This window comes from Streptomyces sp. NPDC005494 (genome assembly GCF_042872025.1).
Classification (GTDB): domain Bacteria; phylum Actinomycetota; class Actinomycetes; order Streptomycetales; family Streptomycetaceae; genus Streptomyces.
In genome coordinates, this window is sequence record NZ_JBIAJR010000002.1 from 456,263 (window position 1) to 482,779 (window position 26,517).

Genomic DNA, 26,517 nt, shown 5'->3' on the forward strand with positions numbered 1-26,517 from the left:
TCCGGCACAACGGTGACGTCTCTTGCGCTATTCCGCCTGCCCATGTGGCCCGGGCGCACACCCATGACCACACTGTTCCCATGACTGATGCTGATCGTGCACAGAGCGACGAATACGACGTGGTGGTCATCGGGGCGGGCCCGGTGGGGGAGAACGTGGCGGACCGGGCTCGGGCCGCCGGACTGAGTACGGCCGTGATCGAGTCCGAGCTCATCGGCGGTGAATGTTCCTACTGGGCCTGCATGCCCAGCAAGGCGTTGCTGCGTCCGGTCGTGGCGCGCGCCGACGCGCGCCGGGTGCCGGGGCTGAGCGACGCCGTGCGGGGACCACTGGACGCGGACGCCGTCCTCGCCCACCGCGACGAGCAGACCTCCCACTGGAAGGACGACGGCCAGGTCGGCTGGCTGGACAGCATCGGCGCGGACATCTGGCGCGGCAAGGGCCGGCTGACCGGAGCCCGCCAGGTCTCGGTGACGGCCGAGGACGGGTCGGAGCGCCACCTCACCGCGCGCCACGCCGTGGCCGTCTGCACCGGAAGCCGGGCCGTGGTGCCCGCGTTGCCGGGCATCGCGGACGTACGCCCGTGGAGCAGCCGCGAGGCGACCAGCGCCAAGGAGGTGCCCGGCCGGCTCGTCGTCGTGGGCGGCGGAGTGGTCGGAGTGGAGATGGCGACCGTGTGGCAAGGGCTCGGCGCCGAGGTGACGATACTGGTCCGGGGCAAGCGGCTGCTCCCGAAGATGGAGCCCTTCGCGGGCGAACTGGTCGCCGAGGCGCTGGCCGAGGCGGGCGCACGGATCCTCACAGGAGTCTCGGCCAGGAGCGTGCGCCGGGCGGGCGGCGACGGCCCGGTCACCGTCGAACTGGACAACGGGGAAAGCCTGGAGACCGACGAGATCCTCTTCGCGACCGGCCGGGCCCCGCGCACGGACGACCTCGGCCTCGAGACCGTGGGGCTCACCCCCGGCTCCTGGCTCGCCGTCGACGACAGCTGCCTCGTGGAGGGCAGCGACTGGCTGTACGCGGTCGGCGACGTGAACCACCGCGCGCTCCTGACCCACCAGGGCAAGTACCAGGCCCGCATCGCGGGCGCCGCGATCGCGGCCCGCGCACAGGAGACCTCTCCGCTGGAGACGGACCGCTGGGGCGCGCACGCGGCCACCGCCGACCACGCGGCCGTCCCGCAGGTCGTGTTCACGGACCCGGAGGCCGCTTCGGTCGGCCTGACGCTCGCGGAGGCGGAAGCGGCGGGCCACCGGGTCCGCGCCGTCGACCACGACCTGGCGTCCGTCGCGGGCTCCGGCCTGTACGCGCAGGGATACAAGGGTCGCGCCAGGATGGTCGTCGACCTGGACCGTGAGATCCTGCTGGGCGTCACCTTCGTCGGCCCGGGCATCGGCGAACTGCTGCACTCCGCGACGGTCGCCGTCGCGGGGGAGGTACCGATCGAACGACTCTGGCATGCCGTGCCCGCCTACCCGACGATCAGTGAGGTGTGGCTCAGGCTGCTGGAGGCGTACAGGGGGTAGGAACCGCCGCCGAGGACGGACGGCGGCGTGGGTGTCGTACGGCGGGAAACGTGATCGAACCTGCCTGGGACGGGTACGGACGAGGTTTCGTCGGTGTCCGCCGCCTCTCCCGCGTGTCTGCATCGACGTACGAGACCGGCCATCGGTGCGGCTGTCCGTACCGGTGCCGCAGACGGACGCCTGCGAGCGGATGTCGCGCCGTCGGCGGTGGAGGTGCCGGGCACCTCCACCGCCTCTCAGCTCTTGCGATCGACCAGAACGTACCGGTGTCCGGCGTCATGGGCTCGGCGGGCGCCGGACGCACCGTGGGTCGTCAGTGTGGGGACGTTTCGTTCGCCGCAGGTCGCATCAGGTGCGGGTCCAGCGTTGGTTGCTGCCGTTCGAGCAGGAGTAGAGCTGGATCAAGGTGCCGTTGGCGGTACCGCCTGATACGGCGTCGAGGCAGAGACCGGACTGGACGCCGACGATGGATCCGTCGGAGTTGAGGCGCCATTTCTGGTTGTCGCCGCCCCAGCAGCTGTAGATCTGGACCTTGGAGCCGTTGCCGGTGCCGGCGGCGTCCAGACACTTGCTGCCGTTGACCCTGAGCTCGCCGGCGTCGGTGTACGTCCACTGCTGGTTGGTCCCGCCGTGGCAGTCCCACAGCTGCAGCTGGGTGCCGTCGCCGGCACCGGTGCCGGGCACGTCGAGGCAGCGGCCCGAACCGACGCCCTTGATCGTTCCGGCATCCGAAGGAGGCGTGGTGGAGCCGCCGTTGAGCGCGTTGAGGACTGCGGTGTAGGCGGACTTCTTGCTGCCGTCGCCGTTGAACAGCAGCGGCGTGTCCTGCGATCGCCAGGAGTCGGTGTCGCGGACACCCCAGACGGTGATGCCGAGGCAGCGCGGGACGGCCAGGCAGTCGTTGGTCACATTGGCGTAGGTCGTGGCCGGGGCGCCCTGGATGTCGAGTTCGGTGATCGCCACGTCCACGCCGAGGGCGGCGAAGTTCTGGAGCGTCGTGCGGAAGTTGCTGTTGTAGGGACTGCCGCTGTTGAAGTGCGACTGGAAGCCGACGCAGTCGATCGGCACGCCACGCTGCTTGAAGTCCCGGACCATGGAGTACATGGCCTGCGTCTTGGCCCAGGTCCAGTTCTCGACGTTGTAGTCGTTGTAGCAGAGCTTGGCCGCCGGGTCGGCGGCGCGCGCGGCGCGGAAGGCGACCTCGATCCAGTCGTTGCCACTGCGCTGCAGGTTGGAGTCCCGCCGGGCCCCCGAACTGCCGTCGGCGAACGCCTCGTTCACCACGTCCCACTGGGCGATCTTGCCCTTGTAGTGGGACATCACGCCGTTGATGTGGCCGGTCATCGCCTGGCGCAGTGCGCTGCCGCTGAGGTTTTGCATCCAGCCGGGCTGCTGGGAGTGCCAGGCCAGGGTGTGGCCGCGCACCTGCTTGCCGTTCTGCACCGCCCAGTTGAAGACGCGATCGGCGTTGGTGAAGTTGAACTGGCCCTGCTGCGGTTCGGTGGCGTCGATCTTCATCTCGTTCTCGGCAGTCACCGAGTTGAACTCGCGGCCCGCGATCGTCGTGTAGGCCGAGTCGCCCAGCTTGCCGGAGGCGATGGCGGTGCCGAAGTAGCGGCCGCTCTGCGCCGCCGCCGCACCGAGCGTGCTCTCGGCGGCGTGTGCGGCCGGCGGCGCGACCACTGCGGCGGCCGTGACGAGAGCGCCGATGACCGGCGTCAACAGCAGGCCGCGGATCCTGCGGCGGACAACGGATCTGGTATGGGCATATGAGCTCATGGCTGTGCCTCCTAGGCAGAGATCGGGGAACGGCAGAAGCGCAGAGGATGACGTCGTCCGCTCCCGAGACTGAGAGGGGGGCGGATCGGAGTCCGTGCGGCGCGGGCCCTCCGGGGCGCCGCTGGCACAGACGGAACGCTCTCGAGGCGGGCACGGAGGACTCCGTCGCGGCTCAGCCGGGGGCTGCCACGGCGGCGTCGCACACCTCTCCCACTGCGCGGAAAGCCCGGATTCGCTGGTGCCGGTCTCACAGGGACGAAACGGGGGTGGGGTAGCTGCTGTTCGGTGCGTGGTTTCTGCAGTCGGGTTGTGCGTGGATACGCCGTGCGGTACGGACTTCTCCACGTCAGGACGGTTCGAGATGTGAGCTGGGACCGGCTTCCCAGACAGGAATGATTGAGGCTTGATGATGCATCGTCAAGCCTTCACGCACGAAAATATTCTGCTTTTCCTTCGAAACTTTCGAAAGCGTGGCGGGCGTGACGGCGGGCCCCGGTATCGCACGCAGCGGATGTCTCGCCGGAGTCGGCACGTGGGGCATGCCCATTGCCCGCGTGACGTGTGAGGGTCTCTACTCAGGCTTGGGCAAACGTTTCGGTGTCGACAGCGATACATGCTGGAGGTGTTGACGCCTCCCGCTGGTTCCCTATCATTCAGGTTGCCCGACACTTCGACCCTCGTTCGACATGTCGAACACCTCAAGGTTGCCGCGTCGCGCAGGAACGCGGCGCCAGGCCGAACCGTCCGGTCGCTGTATGACATGCGCGCGTCATTACGTGGGTCGTCGTCCTGTGGGACGGGGGTCCTCACCGGTCCAAGGGGAGGCGGCGAAGGGCCGGGAAGTCACAAGCGGTCTGCCGTGACGCACATGGGCCGCTGCACGCACACCGCACTGCACTGCACTGCACCGACAGTCCGGACGTCCACCTGTGAGGCCGACCGGAACCGCACGCTCAAGGTTGAGGAAGTCGCCATGTACAGAGGAAGTTTCAGCCGCAGACATCCGTCTGCGTTGCTCGCCGCAGCAGTTGCGGTCCTGGCCGCGTTGGCGGCGCTGATCGTTGCCGTCCCTGCTCACGCTGCCTCGACCGGCGCCCTGCGCGGTGTCGGCTCGAACCGGTGTCTGGACGTTGTGGGTGCCGGGGAGACCAACGGCACCTACGTGCAGATTCATGACTGCTGGAGCGGAGCCAATCAGCAGTGGACTCTGACGGACAGCAACCAGCTGACCGTGTACGGCAGTAAGTGCCTGGATGTTCCGGGCCATGCCACCACGTCCGGTACGCGGGTGCAGATCTGGGCCTGTTCCGGCGGTGCGAACCAGCAGTGGAGGGTGAACGCCGACGGTACGGTCGTCGGGGTGGAGTCCGGGCTCTGCCTGGAAGTCGCGGGCGCGGGTACAGCCAACGGCGCGGCGGTGCAGATCGGGACGTGCAACGGGGGCGGCAACCAGAAGTGGACCGGCCTGACCGGGACGCCGCCGACCGGTTCGTGCACCCTTCCGTCGTCGTACCGGTGGACGTCGACCGGTGCGTTGGCGCAGCCGGCAAACGGGTGGGCCGCGGTGAAGGACTTCACCACCGTGACTCACAACGGCAAGCACCTGGTCTACGCGTCGAACGTGTCGGGATCGTCGTACGGCTCGATGATGTTCAGTCCCTTCACGAACTGGTCGGACATGGCGTCGGCCGGCCAGACCGGGATGAGCCAGGCCGCGGTGGCGCCCACGCTGTTCTACTTCGCGCCGAAGAACATCTGGGTGCTGGCGTACCAATGGGGCGCGTCGGCCTTCGTCTACCGCACGTCGAGCGACCCCACCAATGCCAACGGCTGGTCCTCACCGCAGTCTCTGTTCACCGGCAGCATCTCCGGCTCGGACACCGGACCGATCGACCAGACCCTCATCGCCGACGGCCAGAACATGTACCTGTTCTTCGCCGGCGACAACGGGAAGATCTACCGGGCGAGCATGCCGATCGGGAACTTCCCGGGGAACTTCGGCTCGTCGTACACGACGATCATGAGCGACACCAAGGCCAACCTGTTCGAGGGCGTGCAGGTCTACAAGGTGCAGGGCCAGAGCCAGTACCTCATGATCGTCGAGGCCATGGGTGCGAACGGACGCTACTTCCGCTCCTTCACGGCGACCAGCCTGAGCGGGGCGTGGACCGCGCAGGCCGCGAGTGAGAGCAACCCCTTCGCGGGCAAGGCCAACAGCGGGGCGACCTGGACCAACGACATCAGTCACGGTGACCTGGTCCGCAACAACCCCGACCAGACCATGACCGTCGACCCGTGCAATCTGCAGTTTCTCTACCAGGGCAAGTCCCCCACCGCGGGCGGCCCCTACGACCAACTGCCGTGGCGGCCGGGTGTCCTCACCCTGCAGCGCTGATCTCCCCGGTCTCCGGTTCGCGGTGGCCGTGATGTGAGACGGTCCGCAGGTGCGTGGCCGAGCGCTTCGGGATGCAGGCCGTTTCGCCCGCTGACCGACGCTCGATGCCGTGGGGAACCCCAGCCGTGCCGCGGCTGGGGTTCCCCACCGGCCTCTGGTGGAGTTGTCCTGGAGGGGGCCGGGACGGAGCTCCGTGACGACGGTCGCCGGCGTTCCGCCAAGGTGACCTGCCGTCACCTTCGGTCGCGATGCGGTGTGATGGCTTCATGAAGGGGCGGCCTGGATCGCGGAAGTCGACGGCGAGCGGGCGGACTGCGTCATGCTGGTGGCCGACGGCCAGCCGGGAACGGCCAAACTGCGTGTCCTGCTCGTCACCCCGAGCGCCCGCGGCCTCGGCATGGGCACCCACCTGGTCGAGGAGGCCCTGGCTTTCGCCCGCGCAGCCGACTACCGGTGCGTGACGCTGTGGACGACCGACAACCTGACCTCCGCGCGCAAGATCTACCAGCGCTTCGGGTTCGTCCTCACCGACGAGAAGCCTCACCGGGGTTCGGCCGCGATCTCGTCGGCCAGACCTGGAGCCTCGGCCTCCCGGCAGCCCAGCAGGACGAAGAAGAACGGCCTCCGGCCCCGGCGACGAAGCGGCCCTGATTTCGACGCCTGCGCAGCCACGCGGGGCCGATGTGCTCCCCGCGTGGTCCGAGCGGAGGCCGGCAAGTCCGCCACGCCCCACTGACCTCACACTCGGTCAGCCCTCACGAAGGGTGAGCCGGAGGCACGCTTCGTGGGCAGAGCCGTCATGCGATCGCATGACCGTCTTCGCGGATGCGGGAGCCCGGAGGCAGGGCATCGGATGCCGGTTCGGTGGTACGCATCGCGAAGAGGAGCAACCCCGCAGCGGCGAATACGACGCCCGTTGCCACGTAGAGCGCCAACGGTGTCCAGTTCGCGTCCAACAGCCAGCCTGCCGCCGAGGGGGCGATGATGGCTCCTGCCCGGCCGACGCTGATGGCTGCTCCCACGCCTGTGGCGCGCGACTCGGTCGGATAGATGCTCGGTGTGAGCGCGTAGAGGCCGGCGATGCACCCGTTCACGGCGACACCGATGACCGCGCCGACACAGAAGGCCAGGACGAGGGTGCCGGTGGAAGCCGCGAACGCTACGACCAGTGCGGCGGCCACGAAGAGGTAGGTGCGCAGCACGCTGATGAGCGCGTAGCGCGCGGCCAGCGCACCCAGGAGAGCGGTGCCGAAGATGCCGCCCAGGTTGAGGAGCGTGCCGCCGGTCAGGCTCTGCTGCGACGACATGCCGGCTTCCACCAGCAAAGTCGGCGTCCAGCTCGTGACGAAGTAGAAGGCAGCCATGACCAGGAAGAACGATCCCCACAGCACCAGCGTGGGGCGCCGCAGGCCCGGCGCGAGGAGGCTGCGGAATCCACTCGCGGCGGAGAGCCCCGGCCTGCCCATGTCGGGAAGTGAGGTGAGTTCGGACTGTCGCATGCGGCGGGCGAGTGCGTTGACCCTGTGCAGGGCGTTCTTGGGCTTTCTGGTGATGAGGAAGTCCAGGGACTCCGGCAGGAGCCAGAACGCGAGCGGAATGACGGCCAGGGTGGCCGATCCGCCGACCAGGAACACCGACCGCCATCCGTGATGGTCGATGAGCGCGACCGACGAGATACCGCCGACCGTCGCCCCCACCGCGTAGCCGGTGGAGTTGAGGCTGACGGCCAGACCGCGCCAACGCCGTGAGGCGAACTCCCCGGCGATGACGTTGCTGCAGGCCAGCACCGCGCCGATGCCGACGCCGGTCAGGAGCCGAAGCGCGCCGAGTTGCTGCCAGTTCTGGCTGGCCGACGAAAGCATCATGCCACCGGCTGCGATGGCCAGACCTGCCAGGATGACCGGTCTCCTGCCGATCCGGTCGGCCCAGGGTGCGACGAGAAGTGCCCCCAGGGCCATGCCGGCCAAGCCGCTGCTGAGCAGAAGACCCAGAGTTCCGGAGTCGAGATGCCATTCGCCGGAGATCGTCTTTCCGGTGAAGGACATGACGAGGACATCGAAGCCGTCGAGGGCGTTGAGGAGTACGCACATGGCGATCGCACTCCACTGAAAACGGCTCATGGGCCCGTCGTCCAAGGCCTCCTTGAGGCGGGCGCTCATCGTGCGGCTCGCTGCTGGGCGGGGCGTGCGGGGTACATGTGCATGGCAGCACTCCGTTGTCGACTGCGGTGTGCCGACTGAACCCCGGAGCGATGCGTGACGTCCGGCCGGTCGGCTGTCGGTGCAGTCATATTGGGAGCAGCGGCGTTCGGCGGACAGGTCTCTTTCCGGATGGCGGGAAGGTAATTGTCACGAGCGGAAGACGCTCAGGGGACGGGCGGGTGAAGTGCCCGCGAAATGGCCCGGCCGGCGGAGCGGACGAGATCCGCGAGAGGTCCCACACGCGTGGACCCGTGCCGGACGACGACGGAAACAGCTGCTGCCACCTCTCCGTCCGGGCCGGTGACGGGGGCAGCGACCGACAGCGTGTCCGCGGACAGCTGCCGGTCACTCACTGCGTATCCGCACACCCGTATCTGGGCGAGAACTCGTCGGAGCTCGACATGGTCGGTCAGCGTGAACGGGGTGTGCCGCTGGACCGGCCGGGCCATCGCTTCGGCCTGCACCCGGGCCGGGGCATGGGCGAGCAGCACGAGTCCCGCGCCCGTGGCGGTGATGGCGAGCCGTCCTCCCACCCGTGTCAGAGTGGGCACGGCGCCGTCGGCGCCGATGCGCTCCACGAAGACGACCTCCGCGTCGTCCCGGACCGCGAGTTGCACGTTCTCGCGGGTGAGAGCGGAGAGGGCGTGCAGGTGAGGCAGCGCGAGTTCGCGTATCCCTTGGCTGCGGGGCGCGAGGGATCCGACCTCCCACAGCCGCAGTCCGACGCGGTAGCGTCCCTGCGTGTCCCGCTCCAGGGCTCCCCAGGCGAGGAGTTCTCCCAGCATGCGGTGAACGGTCGAGACGGGCAGGCTCGCTCGCCGGGCCAGGTCACTCAGGGAGAGGTACGGATGCTCGGCGGTGAAGGCGCCGAGGATCTGCAGGGCGCGGCCGATGACCGGGCCCGTGCCGGTGGCCGGCGCGGGCTTCTGATCGGGCCGTCGGCTCGGCGAGGCGGCGGTCTCGAGGCGGTCGTAGGTCAATGTGTGACGCCTTCCTCGCCCGTGTTGCGGTCGTCCGGCAGCCTCCGTTCCTCACTGAAGAGTGCGGTCCGGGCGCATGGCGGGTCCCCGTCCGAAGGACCTCCGGCCGGATCTCATGCTCCGCCGGGGAGAGATTCCTCGTCCAGCGAAGCGAGTCTGCTGAGAATGTCGACGGCTATGGCCCGCTCGCTCTCGGGAAGTGATCTCAGAAGCAGTTCGTTGATCCGTTCCGCCGGAGCGATCAGGGAGTCGAGCAGTGCGGCCCCCTCGTCGGTGAGACTCAGCAGGGTTCGCCTGCGGTCCTCCTCGTCGCGGACCTGGCTCACGAGGGCCTGGTCGACCAGCCGGCGGATCATCAGGTTGACCGTGGAGCGGTCCAGCGAGGTGAGGCGCCCGAGAGTCCGCTGGTCCACGCCGGGATCCCGGCTGAGCGCGTTGAGGATGGCGAACTTCTGGGAGGTGATCTCCCGGGACACGTGCTGGGTCCAGAGAGCCGTGTGCACCTGCTCGGCACGCCGGATCAGATGGCCGATGTAATTGGGCAGCTCCAGTGCGCGCGCCACGGTGCTCCCTCCGTTCGTCGTCCAGGTGGTGCCGGCCGGGAGACAGCCGGTCTGGATGGAGTCTAGAAGTGCGCGGCACCACCCTTCGCGCGACCTTCCGTCAGCGGTCCCGGCGTCCGGGGCGCTGCTCGTACGGGGTGGCCCGGGAGCCGTCGACACCCACTTCGAGACGGCCGACCCGGTCGATCTCCAGGACGACGCGGTCCCCGTGGCTGAGGGGCCCCACCCCAGCGGGCGTGCCTGTCGCGATCACGTCGCCGGGGTGGAGTGTCATGACGGACGAGGTGTAGGCGATCAGCTCCGCGACCCCGAAGATCAGATCGGCCGTGTTGGTGCGCTGCCGGGTGGCGCCACCGACATCGCAGCGCAGGTCGAGGGAGTTGGGGTCCGGGATCTCGTCCGCGGTGACGATCCAGGGCCCGATCGGCGTGAACGTGTCGAACGACTTGCGTGTGGAGCGGTCCTCGCCGGACCGCACGGTGATGTCCAGCACGCAGGTGTATCCGAAGACGTGGTCCAGCGCGTCGCTCACGGCGACATGGCTGGCGGTGCGTCCGATGACGACGCCCAGTTCACCTTCCTGGTCGGTGCGCTTGTCGGTGTAGGGCAGGACGATGTCCTGGCCCGGACCGATGACGGAGGAGTTGGCCTTGAGGAAGACGCCGAGGTCGGCGACCGAGGTGGTGTACGACATCTCGGCCTTGTGGTCGAGGTAGTTGACCGGCGCGCCGACGACCTTTCCAGGCCGGGGCAGGGGTGCTTCGAGGACTGCCTCGTCGAGCGGAACACGTGCGCGGCCGGCGAGGTCGACCTGTACCGCTCCGCCGCGGGCAACGGCCTCGATGTGCTGGTGCAGCGCACCGGCCGCACTCGGGCCGCCCGTTCCCGTGAGTTGTTCGGTGACGTCGACGAGGTCGTCGCCGTCGACGATTCCGAGGCGTCCCTTGTTGAACAGGGCCAGACGCATGCGTGGCCTCCTTGCTGAGTGTCGGGTGGGGGAGATCAGGCGCCGGGGTCGGCGTCTTCGGTGCGGTAGAGGCCGAGGGAGCGCATGACAGGCTCGTCGCTGTACGAGAACAGGACCGCGTCGGCGGAGGCGGAGGCGTTCAGATGACGGTAGGAGGCCCAGCCGGGCACGGCGAAGGTGTCGTGCTCGGCCCACTCCAGTCGTACGCCGTCCACGATCGTGGCGCCTTCACCGCGGACGACGTTGAAGACGGTGGAGGCCGTGTGCCGACGGCCCGCTCCCTGGAACCCGGGGCGCAGACGCTGGACGCGGCAGCCGATGGTGGGCATGACCGGGCCGCCCGTCCACGGGTTGGTGTACTCCAGGACGATTCCGTCGACGTCGCTTCCCTCGGCCGTGTCGGCGATGCCCTCCAGCGACCGCTGGGTCTCCTGCCAGGTGTAACGGGTGACGGGGGAGTGGGGCCCGTCCTGCGAGAGCCAGACGGGATTGAGCCTGCCGTGGAGGAACTGCCTGCTCCCCGCGTCGTCGGCTCGGGTGACGGGCTGGAGGCGCTGGTGGAACTTCTCGTAGAAGCCGGCTTCCAGGGCGTTGACCAGGGGGTAGTCGAGTGCGTCGAGCCAGATCATGGGCGCGTCGCCCTCGTGGGTGTGGTCGTGCCAGTGCCATCCCGGGGTGAGCAGCAGATCGCCGGGGGACATGAAGACGCGCTCCCCTTCGACCGTCGTCCACGCGCCGCTGCCCTCCAGGATGTAGCGGAAGGCGTTGGAGGTGTGCCGGTGGGCCTGCGCGGTCTCGCCGGGCAGGATGACCTGCAGTCCGGCGTAGAGCGTGTTGACGGTGGCCGGGGGATCGGTCAGTCCGGGGTTGACGAGCATGAGGACCCGGCGTTCTGCCTCCTCCAGCGAGAGGGTCCGGGAGAAGTGCAGCAGGAGGGGCCGCAGTTCCTGCCAGCTCCAGCGGTAGGGAACCGCGCGGCTCTTCGGCTGAGCGGGGAACAGGTTCCCGTAGAAGCGCCAGAGCGGAGCAGCGCCCAGGCCCGGCAGGGCCTCGTAGGCGAGTTCGTCGGTCGTCATGGTGTCCTCCTGCGGTTGCCGGATCACGGGATGGGGACGGTGGCCGGGGACGGCGTCCACACCCAGGAGACGTCGTCGAAGTCCTCGGGCCTGCGTGACGCGAAGAGCTGGTTGCGCAGGGTGGCCCCCATGCCCTCCAGGTGGCAGATCTCGCCGAAGCGGCGGGCGTTGGTCTGGATCAGGGCCGCGCGCTCACGGCGCTGATCGGCGTACGCCGCGAAGGCGTCGGCAGGGTCGGTGAACCGGCCGAGAGCCCCTCCGAGGGCGACCGCGTCCTCCAGCGCCTGGCAGGCGCCTTGGGCCAGGTACTGCAGCATCGGGTGCGCGGCGTCACCGAGCAGTGCGATCCGGCCGTGGACCCAGTTGTCGATGGGGAGACGGTCGAACAGGGGCCATCGGCGGTCCCGCGCTATCAGGGGCAGGGCGTCACGCACGGCCTGGCAGGTTCCCGCGAAGCGTTCCTCGAGCTCGGCCTCGGTGCCCCAGGCGTCGGAGTCCGGTGTGTAGTGGTCGCTCTCGAACACCGCGACCTGGTTGTAGAGCTCGCCGCGCCGTACCGGGTACTGCACCAGGTGCATGCGCGGTCCGGCCCAGACCATCACCGCGTCCGTAGCGGCGTGTTGTGACATCCGGCCGGTCATCCTGTCTGCGGGCAGGGCTCCGCGGAACGCCACGTAGCGCGAGCAGACAGGCTCGCCGTCACCGACCAGGGCCTGGCGCAGCCGCGAGTGCAGACCGTCCGCCGCCACGACCGCGTCGGCCGTCAGTTCCGTCGCCGTCTCGGCGAAACGCAGGCGCACCGCGGAGGCGTCCTGTTCGGCGTGCGTGACGGTGTGCCCGGTGCGCAACGTGATGGCCGGGTGTTCCTGACAGGCGGCGAGGAGCGCGGCATGCAGGTCCGTGCGGTGCGTGACCAGGTAGGGGTGGCTGAAGCGCTCGGTGTACGCCGGGCTGCGGAGATCGAGAGAGGTGACCTGATCTCCGCTGAGGGCGTCCATCATCACGAGCCGGGGCGGGGCGACCGCAGTGCGCTGGACCGCCTTGAGCACCCCCAGTTCTTCGAGGGCGCGAGAAGCGTTCGGGGCGAGTTGCAGGCCGGCTCCGATCTCCCCGAACCGGTCAGCGCGTTCGACCAGGGTCACGTGGTGACCGGCGCGGGCGGCGGACAGCGCTGCGGCCAGACCGCCGATGCCACCGCCGACCACGGCGATGCGGAGTGGAACAGGGGTCGCGGACATATGACCTCCTTGGCAGGGGAGTGGAGGACACCGATGGAAGGCGACGAGAGGCGCCCGAAATGATCCGTACATCAATCATTGGTGTACGGATCATATTGCGAGGGTGTTACCCCGGTGTCAACGGTTTCGCTGAGAAAGGTCAGCAGGGGGTGCGGCTCAGGGGCGTGGGCTCAGCATGCGGCCGTGCGGCTGTCCGCGTGCACGGGCGCGTCGGTGTACGCGATGATGTCCGCGAAGGTGACGCCCGGGGCCGTTTCGACGAGGGCGAGGCCGCGGGCGGTCACATCCAGCACACCGAGATCAGTGATGACGCGGTGCACGCATTGCCGTCCGGTGAGGGGCAGGGTGCACTCCCGCACGATCTTGGGGCTGCCGTCCTTGGCGGTGTGTTCCATGAGCACGACGACACGGCGGGCGCCGTGGACCAGGTCCATCGCGCCGCCCATGCCCTTGACCATCTTGCCGGGGATCATCCAGTTGGCGAGGTCGCCGTGGGCCGACACCTGCATGGCGCCGAGAACGGCGGTGTCGATGTGGCCGCCCCGGATCATGCCGAAGGAGAGTGCGGAGTCGAAGAAGGAGGCACCGGGCAGGACGGTGACCGTCTCCTTCCCGGCGTTGATGAGATCCGGGTCGACCTCGTCCTCGGTGGGGTAGGGGCCGGTGCCGAGGATGCCGTTCTCGGAGTGCAGCACGACGTCGACCCCGGGCGGGAGGTAGCCGGGTATGAGGGTGGGGAGGCCGATGCCCAGGTTGACGTAGGAGCCGTCAGCGAGCTCCTCGGCTGCGCGGGAGGCCATCTGTTCACGGGTCCAGGGCATCAGATGCGCACCGTCCTCTTCTCGACAGGTTTGTCAGCGGCTTGGCCGGGGGTGAGTTCCACGAGTCTCTGCACATAGATGCCGGGCAGGTGGACCTCGTCGGGTTCCAGCTCGCCGGGTTCGACCAGTTCCTCGACTTCCGCGATGGTGACGCGGCCGGCCGTGGCGGCGAGCGGGTTGAAGTTCGCGGCGGCCCGGCGGAAGACGAGGTTGCCGTGCCGGTCGCCACGCCAGGCCCGGACGAGGGCGAAGTCCGTGGTGATGCCGTGCTCCAGGAGGTACGGCCGCCCCGAGAAGTCCCGGATCTCCTTGGGCGGTGAGGCTACGGCGACCGAGCCTCCCCCCGGTGCGTAGCGCCAGGGCAGGCCGCCCTCAGCCACCTGGGTGCCGACGCCGGCTGCCGTGTAGAAGGCGGGAATGCCCGCGCCGCCCGCCCGCAGACGCTCGGCGAGCGTGCCCTGCGGGGTCAGCTCCACCTCGAGCTCTCCACCGAGGTACTGCCGGGCGAACTCCTTGTTCTCGCCCACATAGGAGCCGGTGACCCGGGCGATGCGCCCCGCGGCAAGCAGGACGCCCAGGCCGCGGCCGTCCACGCCACAGTTGTTGGAGACGACCTCCAGTCCGGTTGCCCCCTGGTCGTACAGGGCGTTGATGAGGACGTCCGGAATTCCGGAGAGTCCGAATCCGCCGACGGCGAGTGAGGCGCCGTCAGGGATGTCGGCAACCGCCTCGGCGGCACTGCCGCTGATTTTGTTCACGTGCGTGATTCCTTGTGTGTGAGGGCACCGGGCGGGACCGTGGACGAGCCACCGTCGCCGACGGAGGCCGACGCCCGTGCGCCGGTGCGTGAGGGAGGCGCTCAGCCCGGCCGCCGAGCCGACGGGGATCGGAGCCACCCGTCGTCTAGCGAGCCCGGCATGATCCGAACGAGAGGCCCTAGGGACGCAGGGCGTCGGATACGGACTTGACGCCGCCGTGCGCGGTGAGGCCTCCGTCGACGGGTATCTCGGCTCCCGTGATGAACGACGCCTGGTCGGACATCAGGAACACCACGAGCGGAGCCACCTCGTCGACGCCTCCGGTGCGCCCCAGCGGGGTCTCACGGATGTTGGCCTCGCGGAAGGCCGGGGCGGCGGAGGCGGTCATCTCGGTCTCGATGTAGCCGGGGTGCACCGTGTTGACCCGGATGCCGCGGGGGCCGAGCTCCAGCGCAGCCGTCCTCGACAGGCCCCGCAGCGCCCACTTACTGGTCGTGTACGCGACCGGGTAATGGGCGGTGAGGGCCGCGGAGGAGCCGACGTTCACGATGGAGGAGCCCGGGGGCATCAGGGGCATGAGGTGCTGGATGCCGAGGAGAGGGCCGGTCACGTTGACCGCGTGGACGCGCGCCATGTCCTCGGGGCGCACGTCGCCGACGCGGGCGCGCCAGGTGATGCCGGCGTTGTTGACCAGGCCGTGCACCTGCCCGTACGTCTCCCGCAGTTCGGCGGCGAGTTCGTCCCACTCGTGCTCGCTGGTGACGTCCAGCCTGCGGCACCCGCCCACCGGCTCGACATCGGTGGCGATGACGTGGGCGCCCTCGTGCGCGAGGGCGGCGGCTTCGGCGGCGCCCTGACCGCGGGCCGCGCCGGTGACGACCACCACCTTGCCGCGCAGTCCCGTGGGGCGCGGGAGGGTCACGGCCGCTCCCGGTCCCGGCGCCGGCCGGCCGGCAGGGGAAGGGGATCAGCACCGGGCACCACGGTGTTGGTGAGGGTGCCCACGCCCTCGACGGTCAGGCTGACGGTGTCACCGGGCCGAAGGGGCGGAGGGGTCTGCTCACCCCGTCGGCCCCAGAGCTCGGCGAGGCAGCCCCCGTTGCCGCAGGTGCCGGAGCCGAGCACGTCACCGGGGACGACCCGGGTGCCGCGAGAGGCGTAGGCGGTCATCTCCTCGAAGGTCCAGCTCATGTTGGACAGGAGGTCCTCGCCGACGGTCTCCCCGTTGACCGTGGCGGTGAGGGCCAGCCGCAGGAAACCTTCGGAGTCGCGGTAGGGCTCCAGTTCGTCCGCGGTGACCAGGTAGGGGCCGAGGGTGGTCGCGGTGTCCTTGCCCTTGCAAGGGCCGAGCCCCACCTTCATCTCCGCCGACTGGAGATCGCGGGCGGACCAGTCGTTGAAGACGGTGTAGCCGACGATGTGGTCACGGGCCCGTTCCGGGGTGAGGTCGCGGCCCTCACGGCCGATGACAGCGCCCACCTCGAGTTCGAAATCCAGGACGCTCGACCCGGGCGGTACAGGCACGCCCTGATCAGGTCCGTAGACCGCGTGCGGGTTGGTGAAGTAGAAGGTCGGCGCCGCGTACCACTGCTCGGGCACGCCCGCTACTCCGTCGACGGATCGGCGTACGCCTTCGACGTGTTCCTCGAACGTGACGAAGTCGCGTATGGAGGAGGGTTGAAAAGGGGGAAGCAAGCGCACTTGGGACACATGGGGCCCCGGCGGCACATCGAGTGCCGCGGCACCAGCGGCGAGGAGACCCGGCAGACCGTCGGTCTCCGCCAGAAGCGTGGTGAGCGAGGAGACGCCCGGCAGAGGACAGAGCGTGCCGTCCTCCTCGACGACGGCTACGCGGTGGCGGTGCTGATGCTCGTAAGCGGCGAAACGCATGGTACGGCTCCTGGTGGGGAGGGGTCAGTCGAGAGGAATGCGCATGAGGTCGTGGCCCACGGTGACGCGGCCTCAGCGGCCCGCCGCCCGAGCGGAAGCACGTGCATCCGCTCGGACGGCGGCTGTCCCGGCGAGCGGTGCCGAACCGGAGGGCGAGGCGGGCCACATGGTGCGGCCCTCCGGTCGCCGTGGGGGAAGCAGAGCACCAGCGAGAGTGCGCGGCGTCGGACCGGGGGGCGGCAGCGTGGGGCGGAAGACCGCACGCTGCCGAACCACCGGGGGACGCGAGCTGGTCAGACGGGCGGGGCGATGAACACGCCGCGGTCGGGGTCGTTGAAGGACTCCTTGGCGATGAGTTCGTTCATCGCGTTGGCGGTGCCCCACTGGTCGGTGACCTCGGGCTTGGAGAAGTCGTAGACGTGGGGGTGCCAGGTGTCCTCGTCGAGATTCTCCAGCTCGGTCGTGTACTCGACGGTGTTGCCGTGCGGGTCGAGGAAGTAGGTGAACGTGTTGTCGCCCGCCATGTGCCGCCCGGGGCCCCAGATCTTGCGGAAGCCTGCCCGCATGACGCGGCCGGAGCCGCGCATGTACTCGTCGATGCCACGCATCTCGAAGGAGACGTGGTGCAACGCGGTGTGCGGGCCCTGCGCGATGGCCATGGAGTGGTGCTGGTTGCTGATCCGCATGAAGTGCATGACCTCACCCATGTGCGGGGAGCTGAGCGTGTCGGAGAGGGCGAAGCCGAGGTGGCGCTCGTACCACTCCCTGGTGCGGTTCAGGTCGGGGGAGTTGAGGACGACGTGGGAGAGCTTGACCGGGATGGCCTCCTTCTCCTCGATCTTCCGGTGCTGCCGGACCTCGACATCGGCGGAGACCTCGATGGTGCGGCCGTCGACGTCGAAGAAGCGGAAGCCGTATCCGCCGCCCGGGGTGTCCACGGCGCCGGGCCGCGAGATCAGCTGGACTCCGCCGGCCAGGAGCCGCTCGGCGAGGGTGTCCACGCCGGCCGGGTCCGCCGCGCCGTAGGAGACGAGGTCGAGGCGCTTCTCCTCGGCCTTGCGCAGCCGTACGACGTACTGCTCGGGGGAACCCTCGGCGGCCAGGAAGGAGATCCCGGAGTCCTCGGAGACCTTGGTGAGGCCCCAGACACCGGCGTAGAAGTCGAGCTGCTTGTCGTAGTCCGGCACCGCCAGGTCGACGTGGCGCAGGTGGGTGAGCAGGCGTGCGCTCATGGTGGGTTCCTCCTCAGGCAAGGGTGAGATCGAGCAGGGTTGAGGCGTTCCGGCCGCGTACGGCTTCGAGATCGGCCTCGGACAGCCGGGCCGCGCGCAGGGCGGCGACGGGGTCGTCGGCGCCCATGTCGAAGGGGAAGTCGGAACCGAGCAGGACGCGGTCGGGGCCGGCGGCCCGGATCAGTTCGCGCAGGACGTGCGGATCATGGACGAGTGAGTCGAAGTAGAGCCGCTTGAGATAGCTGCTGGGCAGGTGGGAGCAGCCGGCACCGGCGTCCGAGCGCGCGGTCCAGGCGTGGTCGGAGCGGCCGATGTGGGTGGGGAGGTAGCCGCCGCCGTGTGCGGCGATCAGCTTCAGGCCGGGGTGGCGGTCGAGTACCCCCGAGAAGATGAGGTGGGAGAGGGCGACGGCGTTCTCGGTGGGCTGCCCGACCGTGTTGGACAGGTACCAGCGGTCGAGGCGCTCGTCGAGCGTGCATCCGAAGGGATGCAGGAAGAGCACCGCGCCGCTCTCCTCCGCCCGGGCCCACAGGGCTTCGTACGCGGGGTCGGACAGCTCCCGACCCGGTGCGTGGCTGGAGATCTCCACACCCAGGAGACCGTGCCCCAGGGCGTCGTCGAGGGCGTCGACCGCCATGTCCGGGTGCTGGAGCGGTACGAGCCCGAGCCCGCGCAGCCGCTTCGGGGCCGCCGCGCAGTGCGCTGCGGTGGCCTCGTTGGCCAGCCGGTACACCTCCTCGGCCGTCTCCTCGCCGGCCCAGTAGTGGTAGTGCGAGGGGGACGGGCTGACCAGCTGGATGTCGACGCCCTGCTGGTCCATCGCCGCGAGGCGCACGGCGACGTCGGTCAGCTTCGGGATGCGCTCGCCCACCATGGGCCCGCTCACCGCGAGAGCCTCGGCGCCGTTGCGCCGGGCGTCCAGAGCCTTTGCCGCGGCGTGGCCGGGCAGTCCGGCCACGAGGGCCTCGACCTCGGGCAGCAGGACGTGGGCGTGTACGTCCACGGTGGGGGAGAGGCGCGCGGGAACGCTCGACGAGGAGCGGTGGCCGGGCGAGGGGCGAGAAGTCACGGCAGCTCCCGGAGCATCGTCATGGTGCGGCCCATCAGACCCGGGACATCGGCGTCACGTACGCCGTCGAGCTGCCACTGCCCGATCTGTACGGACGCTTCCACCACCGGCCGGACCCGTGCGATCCGCCGCTCGTAGTACGCCTGGAACAGGGCGTCGTCCCAGGTGTCGGAGCCGGTCAGCATCTGCGTCAGCACCCAGGCGTCCTCCAGGGACAGAGCGGCGCCCTGCGCGAGGGTGGGCGGGCAGCAGTGGGCGGCGTCGCCGACGAGGACCACGCGGCCGCGGTGCCAGGAACCCTCGACCAGCATGCGGTCGAACCAGGTGTAGTTGACCTGCGCGGGGTCGGTGATGTGCTCGGTGATCTCCGGCCAGTTGCCGCCGTAGGCGGAGGCCAGGCGCCGCATCTCGTCGGCGTACGATTCGGCCGGGATCGTGGCGCGGTCGCGGTTGGCCTCGACGACGTACGCGTAGAGCGTGCTGTCGCTCGTGGGGCAGTAACCGGCGATGAAGGCCGGGCCCCCGTAGGCGAGGTCGGTGCGCTCCACGCCCGTCGGGCGGGGGGCGGCGACGCGCCAGATGGCCATGCCGGTCGGCTCGGGCTTCGCCGTGATGCCGATGGCGGCCCGCGTCGTGGAGCCGAGGCCGTCGGCGGCGATCACCAGGTCGTAGCGGCCCTCGGAGCCGTCGCTGAAGCGGACCGAGACGCCGTCGGCGTCCTGGTCCACGATCTCCGCGGTGACCCCCAGGCGGACGGAGGCGCCGCTGGCGCGCACGGCCTCGATCAGGATGCGCTGGAGCTGCGGCCGCTGCATGCCGACGGTGGCGGGGAGGTCGTCGCCACCGCTGCGGATGTCGTCCTGCGCGTGCAGGACGGTCCCGTCAGGGGCGGTGATGCCGACCGACCCGAAGCCGAAGCCGGAAGCCTCGACCTGCTCCCACACGCCCAGCTCGCGCAGCACGCGCAGGGCGTTGCCCTGGAGGGTGATGCCGGAGCCGGCGGTGGCGTTCCAGTCGTCCTTGGCCTCGATGAGGTGCACGTCGACACCGGCGCGACGCAGCAGGAGGGTCGCGGCGTTTCCGGCCGCACCGCCACCGATCACCAGGACCGTACGAGCTTCATTCATGGGGGAACTCCCTTGTTCCTGGGACTACTTGACGGCGATCGGGTTGATGGGGGAGCCGACTGCGCCGGTGATGGGCAGGGGCGCGGCGGTGAGCCAGAACGCGTACACGCCGTCAGCCGCACAGTCCTCGGCGAGGGCGTCCAAGTCCCACATCTCCCCGATGAGCAGGCCGATGTTGGGGATGGCGACCTGATGCAGGGGCTGGAAGGCGACGTCGAACTCGTTGGGCCGCACCTCGAAGCCCCAGGTGTCGGTCGCGATCGCGGCGATCTCGGTGCCGTGCAGCCAGCCGGCGCTGGTGAAGGACAGACCAGGGGCCGGGCCGCCCGCGTAGTCGCCCCAGCCGTCGCGGCGGGCGCGGGCCAGCTGGCCGGTACGCACCAGGACGATGTCGCCGCGGCCGACGCTCACGCCCTGGGCCTCGGCGGTCGCCGTCAGGTGTTCCTCGGTGATCGCGAAGCCGTCGGGCAGCTCTCCGTCCTCGCCGATCGTCCGGCCGACGTCCAGGAGCACACCGCGCCCGGCGACGTGCGGGGCCATGTGCTCGATGCCGGTGACCAGGTCGCCTTCGGAGGTGACGGTCTTCGCCGCGTCCCTGCCGTTCCACGTCTTGCCGTGGTCGAAGATGTGGCCGAGCCCGTCCCATTGGGTCGAACACTGCAACGGCATCGCGATGACGTCGTCGGCACCGCCGAGGCCGTGCGGGAAGCCCTGCAGGCCGAGTGCCGCGTCGGTGCCGGTGTCGAGCATGGTGTGCACCGGATTGGTGCGACGACGCCAGCCCTTCTGCGGGCCGTTCATGTCGAAGCTCTGGGCGAGCGAGAAACTGGCACCCCGGCGGATGAGTGCGGCGGCCTCCCGCCGCTTCGCCTCGTCCAGGAAGTTCAGGGTGCCGAGCACGTCGTCCTCACCCCAACGTCCCCAGTTGGAGTACGCCTTCACAGCCTCGGCGATCGAGCCCTCGGGATCGGTGCGGTCCAGGCTCATGACGTCTCCGCGACACAGCGGGTGCGCTGAGCGCCGAGGCCGGTGATGGAGCCGTCCATGACGTCGCCGTCGCGCAGCAGCCGCCCCCAGTGCATGCCGTTGCCGGCCGGGGAGCCGGTCAGCACCAGGTCACCGGGCAGAAGCTGGGCCGTCTGCGAGGCGTAGGACACCATGCGCGCGACGTCGAAGATCATGTCCTCGGTGGACTCGTCCTGCATGGTCTCGCCGTTCAGCTTCAGCACGAGGCGCAGGTCGTCAGGGTTCGCGATCGACTCGGCGGGCACGATCCACGGGCCGAGCGGGGTGAAACCGGGCGCGTTCTTGCTGCGCAGCCAGTCCGTACCGATCTGCGGCATGTCCCGCCGGAAGACGGTGGCACGGTCGGTCAGGTCGTTGGCGATCGTGTAACCGGCGACGTGGCCGAGAGCCTCCTCCACGGACACCTGGTGGGCCGGACGGCCGATGACGGCCACCAGCTCCAGCTCCCAGTCGGGCTTCGCGGCCCATGCGGGGAGTACGACGTCGTCGTACGGCCCGGTGATCGCGCTCGGCAGGCCGATGAAGACGTACGGCAGGTCCTCGGTCGCCCGGCGGTCCATGATCTCTGCGGCCTCGGCGCGGCGCTCCTCGTCGGGGCGGTCGTCGGCCGGGTCCCGGTGGGCTACATGCAGGTCGATGACGTGCTGCCGGTAGTTGGCGCCCGACTGGAACACCTGGCGGGGCTCGACTGGGGCGTGCACGCGGAAGTCCGCCAGCGGCCTGCGCTCCTGAGCGGTGTCGCCGGCCAGCGCCGTGAGCCGCTCCACGGCCGTGTCCCAGCTCTCCAGGAGATCACGGACGGACAAGGACTCCTCACCGAGGGCAATGCGCAGGTCGACCACCTGGGCGTCCGACGTGACAAGCGCGGGGAAGGCCGGTCCGTCCGGTGCCGAGAGCGTGGCCAGAGCGAACGGCCCGGCGAACAGCGCGGACGCGGATGCAGATTTCACGAACATGTCCTCCTGATTGCGGTGTGACTAATCTGGACCCAGCACCCGGGATCAGGGAAATCAATTCTGTGGATGGCCGCCATCCACCGTGTTTATTCCTGCCTGGTCGGCGCCTTACCGCAAGGGGAAATCTCGTGAATCTGGCCCGTCTCGACCTCAACCTCGTCGTCGCCCTGCGTGCCCTGCTGGAGGAACGCAACGTCACCCGCGCCGGAGAGCGCGTAGGGCTCAGCCAGCCCGCGATGAGTGCTTCCCTGGCCCGCCTGCGCCGGCATTTCGGCGACGACCTGCTCGCACGGGTCGGCGGCCACTACGAACTCACCGCCCTCGGCCAGGTACTCCTGCACCGCACTTCCACCGCCTACGAAGTGGTGGAACGCCTCTTCGCCAGTCAGGCCGACTTCGACCCGGGCAGCGAGAAGCGCGAGTTCAAACTCGTGGCGTCCGACTACGCGGTCGCCGTGTTCGGTGCCGAGCTCGCCCGGGTGGTCCACGCGGAGGCGCCCGGCATCCGTCTGCGCTTCGTCCAGACCCCGCCCACCGTCGTCGACGACACGGGCACCCTGCTGAGCACCACCGACGGTCTGCTCATGCCGCACGGCGTCATCAGCGACTTCCCTGCCACCGACCTCTACGAGGACAGATGGGTCTTCCTCGTCGCGGACGACCACCCGAGCATCGGCGACCGGCTCAACCGGAACGATCTGGGGCGGTTGCCCTGGGTCACCTACCAGCGGACCTACGACGCCCCCGCCGTGCGCCAGCTCGGCATGCTCGGCATCGAGCCGCGCGTCGAAGTGTCCGTCGACAGCTTCCAGCTGCTGCCGCTGCTGGTGGCGGGCACCCGGCGCATCGCCCTGATCCAGGCCCGCCTCGCCCGGCTCCTCGCACCGCTCGCCGCCGTGCACGTGGTGGAGCCGCCCTACGAAGCGGTCCCGCTGCGGGAGGCGATGTGGTGGCACCCGGTGCACACCCACGACGCGGCACACATCTGGCTGCGTGAAACGACTGCCCGCGTAGGCAGGCGCATGGCCGACGTGTCCGAGGTGCCGACCGCGGACCGATGAGCGCGCGCCCCCGCGGCCACCGGTGAAACGCGACCGGAAGTGAGCGCGCCATCCACGGCGTGGATCGACGTCATCCGAAACTCGGATCGCGTGGGGGGTGGGCAGTGCGGCGCCCGGACCGCATAGTCATGGCACATCACGCGCCCATGCGCGGCGATGTCCGACCACCGGACTCGCCCGCCTTTCGGTGCGACCTCCCCCTCTCGCATTCTGGAGTGCCGCCATGCCGGTTTCCGCTGACCCGCCTGCCCGTGAGCACGATGACCACCCGGCCGTCGCCGGCAGGCTGCCGGCAACTCTGCTGATGGCCGGCAGCTGTCTGCCCATCCTCGGCGCGGTGCTGCTCGCTCCGGTTCTGCCGCGTATGCAGGACCACTTCGAGGACGTACCGGGCAACGCCGCGCTGGTCCCCCTGGTGCTGACGGTCCCGGCGCTGTCACTGGCTCTCCTCGCCCCGTTCGCGGGTGTCATCGTCGACCGGCTCGGCCGTAAACGCCTGCTGGTCGTGGCGACGATCCTGTACACGTTGTTCGGCACCGTGCCGCTGTGGCTGGACTCCCTGCACGGCATCGTGGTCAGCCGTGTGCTGCTGGGCATCGCGGAGGCCGCCATCATGACCTGCTGCACCACCCTGATCGGTGACTACTACACCGGTAAGATCCGCGACCGCTATCTCGCTCTGCAGACGATGTGCGCGTCGGCGTCCGCCACCGTCTTCTTCGTGTTCGGAGGGGCTCTCGGGGCGATCAGCTGGCGTGCGCCCTTCTGGCTGTACGCGGTGGGTCTGCTGCTCGCCCCCGTCATGGCCCGGGCACTGCCGGCCCCGGCGCCCGGCGCCGAGCGTGCCGCGGGGGAGGAGTTCGTCGAGGCCGAGCGGCGGCCCTTTCCCGTACGCCGCATGGCCGGCCTCTGCCTGCTGACCGTGTTCGGCGCGGTTGTCTTCTACGCCGTCCCCGTGGAGATGTCCTACCTCCTGGACGACCTGGGAGTGGATTCCACCGGCGTCATCGGAGCGGTCACGGCGATCGCCAGCGCCGCCACCGTCGTCGGCTCCATCGTCTTCACCCGGCTCACCGACCGGCCGCGACGCCGACTGCCGGCACTCTTCTTGTTGTGCGGCGCCGGCTTCCTCGTCATGGGGACCGCCGACAGCCTCCCCTTGTTGATCGCGGGCGCCGTCGTGAACTGCGTGGGGACGGGGCTGCTTCTTCCCTCGCTGCTGACGCTGGCGATGTCCCGGCTCGACTTCGCCGACCGAGGGCGTGGTACGGGCCTGTGGACGGCGGCGTTCTTCCTCGGGGAGTTCTTCTGCCCACTGGTCCTCCTGGGGGGCAAGGAAGTTCTGGGCGATCTGGCATCGGCAGTCGGACTCCTCGGACTGGCCGCTCTGCTGGTCTCGGCGGTCCTGGTGCCCTTCACGCGCCGTACGCCGCGGCGGGAGCTGCACCACCATGCTCCTGGCCGGCCCTGACCGATCCGGGTCACCGCGCCGGCACGGCCAGGGTCGACCGGCGCACGACCAGTTCCGGCTGCAGTACGACGTGGGTGTGGTCGTGGCCGGCGCCGCGGGCCGTCTCCTCGACGAGCAGGCGGCCGGCCTGCCGGCCCATCGCCACGGCGGGCCGTCGCACCGAGGTGAGCGGGACGACGGCGGACGCGGCGAACTCGATGTCGTCGTAACCGACCACCGCAAGGTCCTCCGGCACCTTCAGCCCGGCTTCGTACAGCGCCTGGAGTACGCCCAGGGCAAGCAGGTCGTCGGCGCAGAAGATGGCGGTGGGGCGGTGGGGGAGCCCGAGGAGGCGGTGCCCGGCGTCCTTGCCCGCGCCCACGGTGAGGTCCGCACAGGCGAGTTCCCTGAGGGCTGTGAGCTGGAGTCCGGCCTGGGTGACCGCGCTCACGGCTCCCCTGCGGCGGTCCCGTACCTGCTGGAGGTCCGGACCGCTGACATAAGCGATGGAGCGGTGTCCCTGGTCGATCAGGTGGCGTACCGCGGCGTGCCCGCCCGCCACGTCGTCGATGCCGACGGAGCAGGCGCCGGGCTGGGGGTCGCACCGGTCGGCGACGACGAAGGGAACAGCATTCCGCCTGAAGGCAGCCGCTGTGCGCCCGACGGCCTCTCCGGAGGTCAGCACGGCACCTCGGATGCGGTGCGAGGTGATCAGGGAGAGGTGGCGCGCCTCCTCCGCGACGTCGCGGGTGCCGGTGCAGACCATCACACCGAGGTCGGCCTCGCGGGCGGCCTGTTCCACGCCCGTGGCCAGGGCGGTGAAGAACGGGTGGGCCAGATCCGGCACGAGAACTGCGAGGACACGGGCGGACCATCCATGCAGCTGCCGGGCTCCTTCCGTCCTCACGTAGCCCAACGAGCCGATTGCTGCCAGCACGCGGGCCCGCGTGGGTCCGGCCACGAGTTCCGGGCGGTTGAGCACGTTGGAAACGGTGCCGAGAGAGACGCCGGCCTCCCGCGCCACGTCCTTCATGCCCACTCCGGGGCGTGCGGAACTCTCCTGGTTCATCAGAATCCTCTGTACGAGCCTTGGTCCAGGACACATCGGACAGGGGGCGGCAGGCCCGCTCCCGTCCGCGGGCTAGCCACTCAGGGCGGCGGTGCTGCCCCGGACGACCAGACGCGGTGTCATGGAGGCCTGCATCGCCCTGTCGCGCCGGCCCTCCACGCGCTCGATCAGCATGCGGGCGGCGGAGGAACCCATCGTCTGCCCGGCCTGGTCGACGCTGGTGAGCTGTACGGGAGCCAGCGCGGCGAGGGCGGTGTTGTTGTAACCGGCGAGCGAGAGGTCGTCCGGGATGCGCAGACCGAGTTCGTGGGCCGCCCGGTAGATGCCCAGAGCCGCGACGTCGGCGCCGGCCATGACGGCGGTCGGCCGCCGGTCGGCCGTCAGCAGGGTCATGCCGGCCTTGAAGCCGCCTTCGTCGGAGTACGCGGCGTGATGGACGCGCACGTGCTCGGCGAGGCCGTGCCGTTCCATGGCCGCGCGGTAGCCGTCGGCCAGGACGGCCTCAGGTGTGCGCTTCCACTGGTTGGCCTTGGTGCCGGGGGCGGAGACCAGGGCGATGTCCCGGTGCCCGAGCGCCACGAGATGGTCCACCACCAGTTCGGCGCCCGTGTCGTCGGCATCGACCACCGAGTCGTGGGTGTCGGTGCTGTCGTGGTGACCGATGACCACGGTCGGTGTGGCCGTCGCCGTCGCCAGCACCTCGGCGCGCGAGGTCCCCGGCGCGATGAGGATCAAGCCGTCCATCTGCCGGTCGACCATCGAACGGATCGTCTTCGCCTGCTCGTCCGGCTCGAAGCCGGCCGCCCCGATCAGCACCGTGTACTCGCTGGTGCGGAGCTCCTCCTGGATGCCGTCGAGGATGTCCGCGAAGAAGGCGTTGCGGACGTTGTCCAGCAGCACACCGATCGTGTACGTCCGCCCCCGCATCCCGCGGGCCGCCGCCTGCGGGCGGTAGTCCAGCTCGGCGATGCTCGCCCGCACACGCTGCTGCATGGCCGGGCTCACGCCGTAGGCGTTACGCAACACCTTGGACACCGCGGCGACGGACACGCCCGCGTGCCGCGCGACATCGGTGATGGTCACACGCTTGTTCTGCTTCGGTGCGGCGGGCCCACCCATCGTCAGCACTCCGGATTTCCTAGGCGTCGGTGTAACGGTCTACATAATGACGCCTGGATGACGACATGGCTACCGTCCAGTGTCCCGGCGTTACAGCTCCGTGTCTTGACGGATCCATCGGTGCGGTGCAGGGTGTTGCTCACTTCGTGGTGGAGAACGTTACACGCAGCCTTCTGCGCGGTCGGACCGTCTGCCTTCCTCAGCGCCGCTCGCC

At 69.7% G+C, this 26,517-nt stretch carries 23 protein-coding genes; 5 read left to right on the forward strand and 18 right to left on the reverse strand.

Going from position 1 to position 26,517, the window contains the following annotated elements; genetic code table 11:
* Window positions 1–80 precede the first annotated feature (80 nt).
* Entirely contained in the window at window positions 81–1,526 is a 1,446-nt protein-coding gene (locus ACFYQ6_RS07825) for a dihydrolipoyl dehydrogenase family protein (RefSeq protein ID WP_388761483.1), read from the forward strand.
* Window positions 1,527–1,874: 348 nt separating this feature from the next.
* Here the strand turns inward: ACFYQ6_RS07825 and ACFYQ6_RS07830 are convergent, their stop codons facing one another.
* Entirely contained in the window at window positions 1,875–3,305 is a 1,431-nt protein-coding gene (locus ACFYQ6_RS07830) for an endo-1,4-beta-xylanase (RefSeq protein WP_361572586.1), read from the reverse strand.
* Between the two features lie 973 nt (window positions 3,306–4,278).
* Here ACFYQ6_RS07830 and ACFYQ6_RS07835 point away from each other — a divergent pair.
* Both ACFYQ6_RS07835 and ACFYQ6_RS07840 read left to right on the forward strand, forming a co-directional pair.
* On the forward strand, window positions 4,279–5,700 hold the full coding sequence (locus tag ACFYQ6_RS07835; RefSeq protein ID WP_361572584.1) for a non-reducing end alpha-L-arabinofuranosidase family hydrolase: 1,422 nt from the start codon (window positions 4,279–4,281) through the stop codon (window positions 5,698–5,700).
* 319 nt (window positions 5,701–6,019) lie between these two features.
* Window positions 6,020–6,436 carry a GNAT family N-acetyltransferase gene (locus ACFYQ6_RS07840; protein WP_361572582.1) on the forward strand — a complete coding sequence of 139 codons (417 nt, stop codon included), beginning with the start codon at window positions 6,020–6,022 and terminating at the stop codon, window positions 6,434–6,436.
* A 61-nt stretch (window positions 6,437–6,497) separates the two neighbouring features.
* Here ACFYQ6_RS07840 and ACFYQ6_RS07845 read toward each other — a convergent pair whose 3' ends face one another.
* The 15 genes from ACFYQ6_RS07845 to ACFYQ6_RS07915 all read right to left on the reverse strand — a co-directional run bounded on the left by ACFYQ6_RS07845 (window position 6,498) and on the right by ACFYQ6_RS07915 (window position 21,604).
* Window positions 6,498–7,820, reverse strand: a complete 1,323-nt coding sequence (locus ACFYQ6_RS07845; protein WP_361572580.1) for an MFS transporter — start codon at window positions 7,818–7,820, stop codon at window positions 6,498–6,500.
* A gap of 245 nt (window positions 7,821–8,065) precedes the next feature.
* Window positions 8,066–8,881, reverse strand: a complete 816-nt coding sequence (locus tag ACFYQ6_RS07850) for an IclR family transcriptional regulator (protein WP_361572578.1) — start codon at window positions 8,879–8,881, stop codon at window positions 8,066–8,068.
* 113 nt (window positions 8,882–8,994) lie between these two features.
* Window positions 8,995–9,444 (reverse strand): MarR family transcriptional regulator, encoded by a 450-nt coding sequence (locus ACFYQ6_RS07855; protein ID WP_361572576.1) that lies wholly within the window; start codon window positions 9,442–9,444, stop codon window positions 8,995–8,997.
* A 100-nt stretch (window positions 9,445–9,544) separates the two neighbouring features.
* Window positions 9,545–10,411: a fumarylacetoacetate hydrolase family protein gene (locus ACFYQ6_RS07860; protein WP_388761489.1), complete on the reverse strand. Its 867-nt coding sequence runs from the start codon at window positions 10,409–10,411 to the stop codon at window positions 9,545–9,547.
* 35 nt (window positions 10,412–10,446) lie between these two features.
* The gene (locus ACFYQ6_RS07865) at window positions 10,447–11,487 is read right to left on the reverse strand and encodes a cupin domain-containing protein (RefSeq protein ID WP_361572572.1); all 1,041 of its coding nucleotides are present in this window, start codon (window positions 11,485–11,487) and stop codon (window positions 10,447–10,449) included.
* 23 nt (window positions 11,488–11,510) lie between these two features.
* A complete protein-coding gene (locus ACFYQ6_RS07870; RefSeq protein WP_361572570.1) occupies window positions 11,511–12,725 on the reverse strand; it encodes an FAD-dependent oxidoreductase in 1,215 nt (404 codons plus the stop codon).
* 170 nt (window positions 12,726–12,895) lie between these two features.
* On the reverse strand, window positions 12,896–13,546 hold the full coding sequence (locus ACFYQ6_RS07875; RefSeq protein ID WP_361572568.1) for a CoA transferase subunit B: 651 nt from the start codon (window positions 13,544–13,546) through the stop codon (window positions 12,896–12,898).
* Complete coding sequence (locus ACFYQ6_RS07880; protein ID WP_361572566.1) at window positions 13,546–14,304, reverse strand: CoA transferase subunit A; 759 nt, start codon at window positions 14,302–14,304, stop codon at window positions 13,546–13,548. The genes ACFYQ6_RS07875 and ACFYQ6_RS07880 overlap by 1 nt, the downstream gene beginning before the upstream one ends.
* Before the next feature lie 178 nt (window positions 14,305–14,482).
* Complete coding sequence (locus tag ACFYQ6_RS07885; protein WP_361572564.1) at window positions 14,483–15,226, reverse strand: SDR family oxidoreductase; 744 nt, start codon at window positions 15,224–15,226, stop codon at window positions 14,483–14,485.
* Window positions 15,223–16,194, reverse strand: a complete 972-nt coding sequence (locus tag ACFYQ6_RS07890; protein ID WP_361572562.1) for a fumarylacetoacetate hydrolase family protein — start codon at window positions 16,192–16,194, stop codon at window positions 15,223–15,225. The genes ACFYQ6_RS07885 and ACFYQ6_RS07890 overlap by 4 nt, the downstream gene beginning before the upstream one ends.
* 293 nt (window positions 16,195–16,487) lie before the next feature.
* Window positions 16,488–17,426 carry a VOC family protein gene (locus ACFYQ6_RS07895; protein WP_361572560.1) on the reverse strand — a complete coding sequence of 313 codons (939 nt, stop codon included), beginning with the start codon at window positions 17,424–17,426 and terminating at the stop codon, window positions 16,488–16,490.
* 13 nt (window positions 17,427–17,439) lie between these two features.
* Window positions 17,440–18,495 carry an amidohydrolase family protein gene (locus tag ACFYQ6_RS07900; RefSeq protein ID WP_388761494.1) on the reverse strand — a complete coding sequence of 352 codons (1,056 nt, stop codon included), beginning with the start codon at window positions 18,493–18,495 and terminating at the stop codon, window positions 17,440–17,442.
* Window positions 18,492–19,622 carry an FAD-dependent oxidoreductase gene (locus ACFYQ6_RS07905; RefSeq protein ID WP_361572556.1) on the reverse strand — a complete coding sequence of 377 codons (1,131 nt, stop codon included), beginning with the start codon at window positions 19,620–19,622 and terminating at the stop codon, window positions 18,492–18,494. Before ACFYQ6_RS07905 ends, ACFYQ6_RS07900 begins: the two co-directional genes overlap by 4 nt.
* Window positions 19,623–19,646: 24 nt before the next feature.
* Window positions 19,647–20,609 carry a cyclase family protein gene (locus tag ACFYQ6_RS07910; protein WP_388761497.1) on the reverse strand — a complete coding sequence of 321 codons (963 nt, stop codon included), beginning with the start codon at window positions 20,607–20,609 and terminating at the stop codon, window positions 19,647–19,649.
* Complete coding sequence (locus ACFYQ6_RS07915) at window positions 20,606–21,604, reverse strand: fumarylacetoacetate hydrolase family protein (protein ID WP_388761500.1); 999 nt, start codon at window positions 21,602–21,604, stop codon at window positions 20,606–20,608. Before ACFYQ6_RS07915 ends, ACFYQ6_RS07910 begins: the two co-directional genes overlap by 4 nt.
* Before the next feature lie 128 nt (window positions 21,605–21,732).
* Between ACFYQ6_RS07915 and ACFYQ6_RS07920 the strand changes: the two genes are divergently transcribed.
* Both ACFYQ6_RS07920 and ACFYQ6_RS07925 read left to right on the forward strand, forming a co-directional pair.
* The gene (locus ACFYQ6_RS07920) at window positions 21,733–22,665 is read left to right on the forward strand and encodes a LysR family transcriptional regulator (protein WP_361572550.1); all 933 of its coding nucleotides are present in this window, start codon (window positions 21,733–21,735) and stop codon (window positions 22,663–22,665) included.
* A gap of 223 nt (window positions 22,666–22,888) precedes the next feature.
* On the forward strand, window positions 22,889–24,136 hold the full coding sequence (locus tag ACFYQ6_RS07925) for an MFS transporter (RefSeq protein ID WP_388761503.1): 1,248 nt from the start codon (window positions 22,889–22,891) through the stop codon (window positions 24,134–24,136).
* 10 nt (window positions 24,137–24,146) lie between these two features.
* On the opposite strand, the gene ACFYQ6_RS07930 is transcribed toward ACFYQ6_RS07925, so the two are convergent.
* The gene (locus tag ACFYQ6_RS07930; RefSeq protein ID WP_388761506.1) at window positions 24,147–25,184 is read right to left on the reverse strand and encodes a LacI family DNA-binding transcriptional regulator; all 1,038 of its coding nucleotides are present in this window, start codon (window positions 25,182–25,184) and stop codon (window positions 24,147–24,149) included.
* A gap of 72 nt (window positions 25,185–25,256) precedes the next feature.
* On the reverse strand, window positions 25,257–26,267 hold the full coding sequence (locus tag ACFYQ6_RS07935; RefSeq protein WP_388761509.1) for a LacI family DNA-binding transcriptional regulator: 1,011 nt from the start codon (window positions 26,265–26,267) through the stop codon (window positions 25,257–25,259).
* Window positions 26,268–26,517 lie beyond the last annotated feature (250 nt).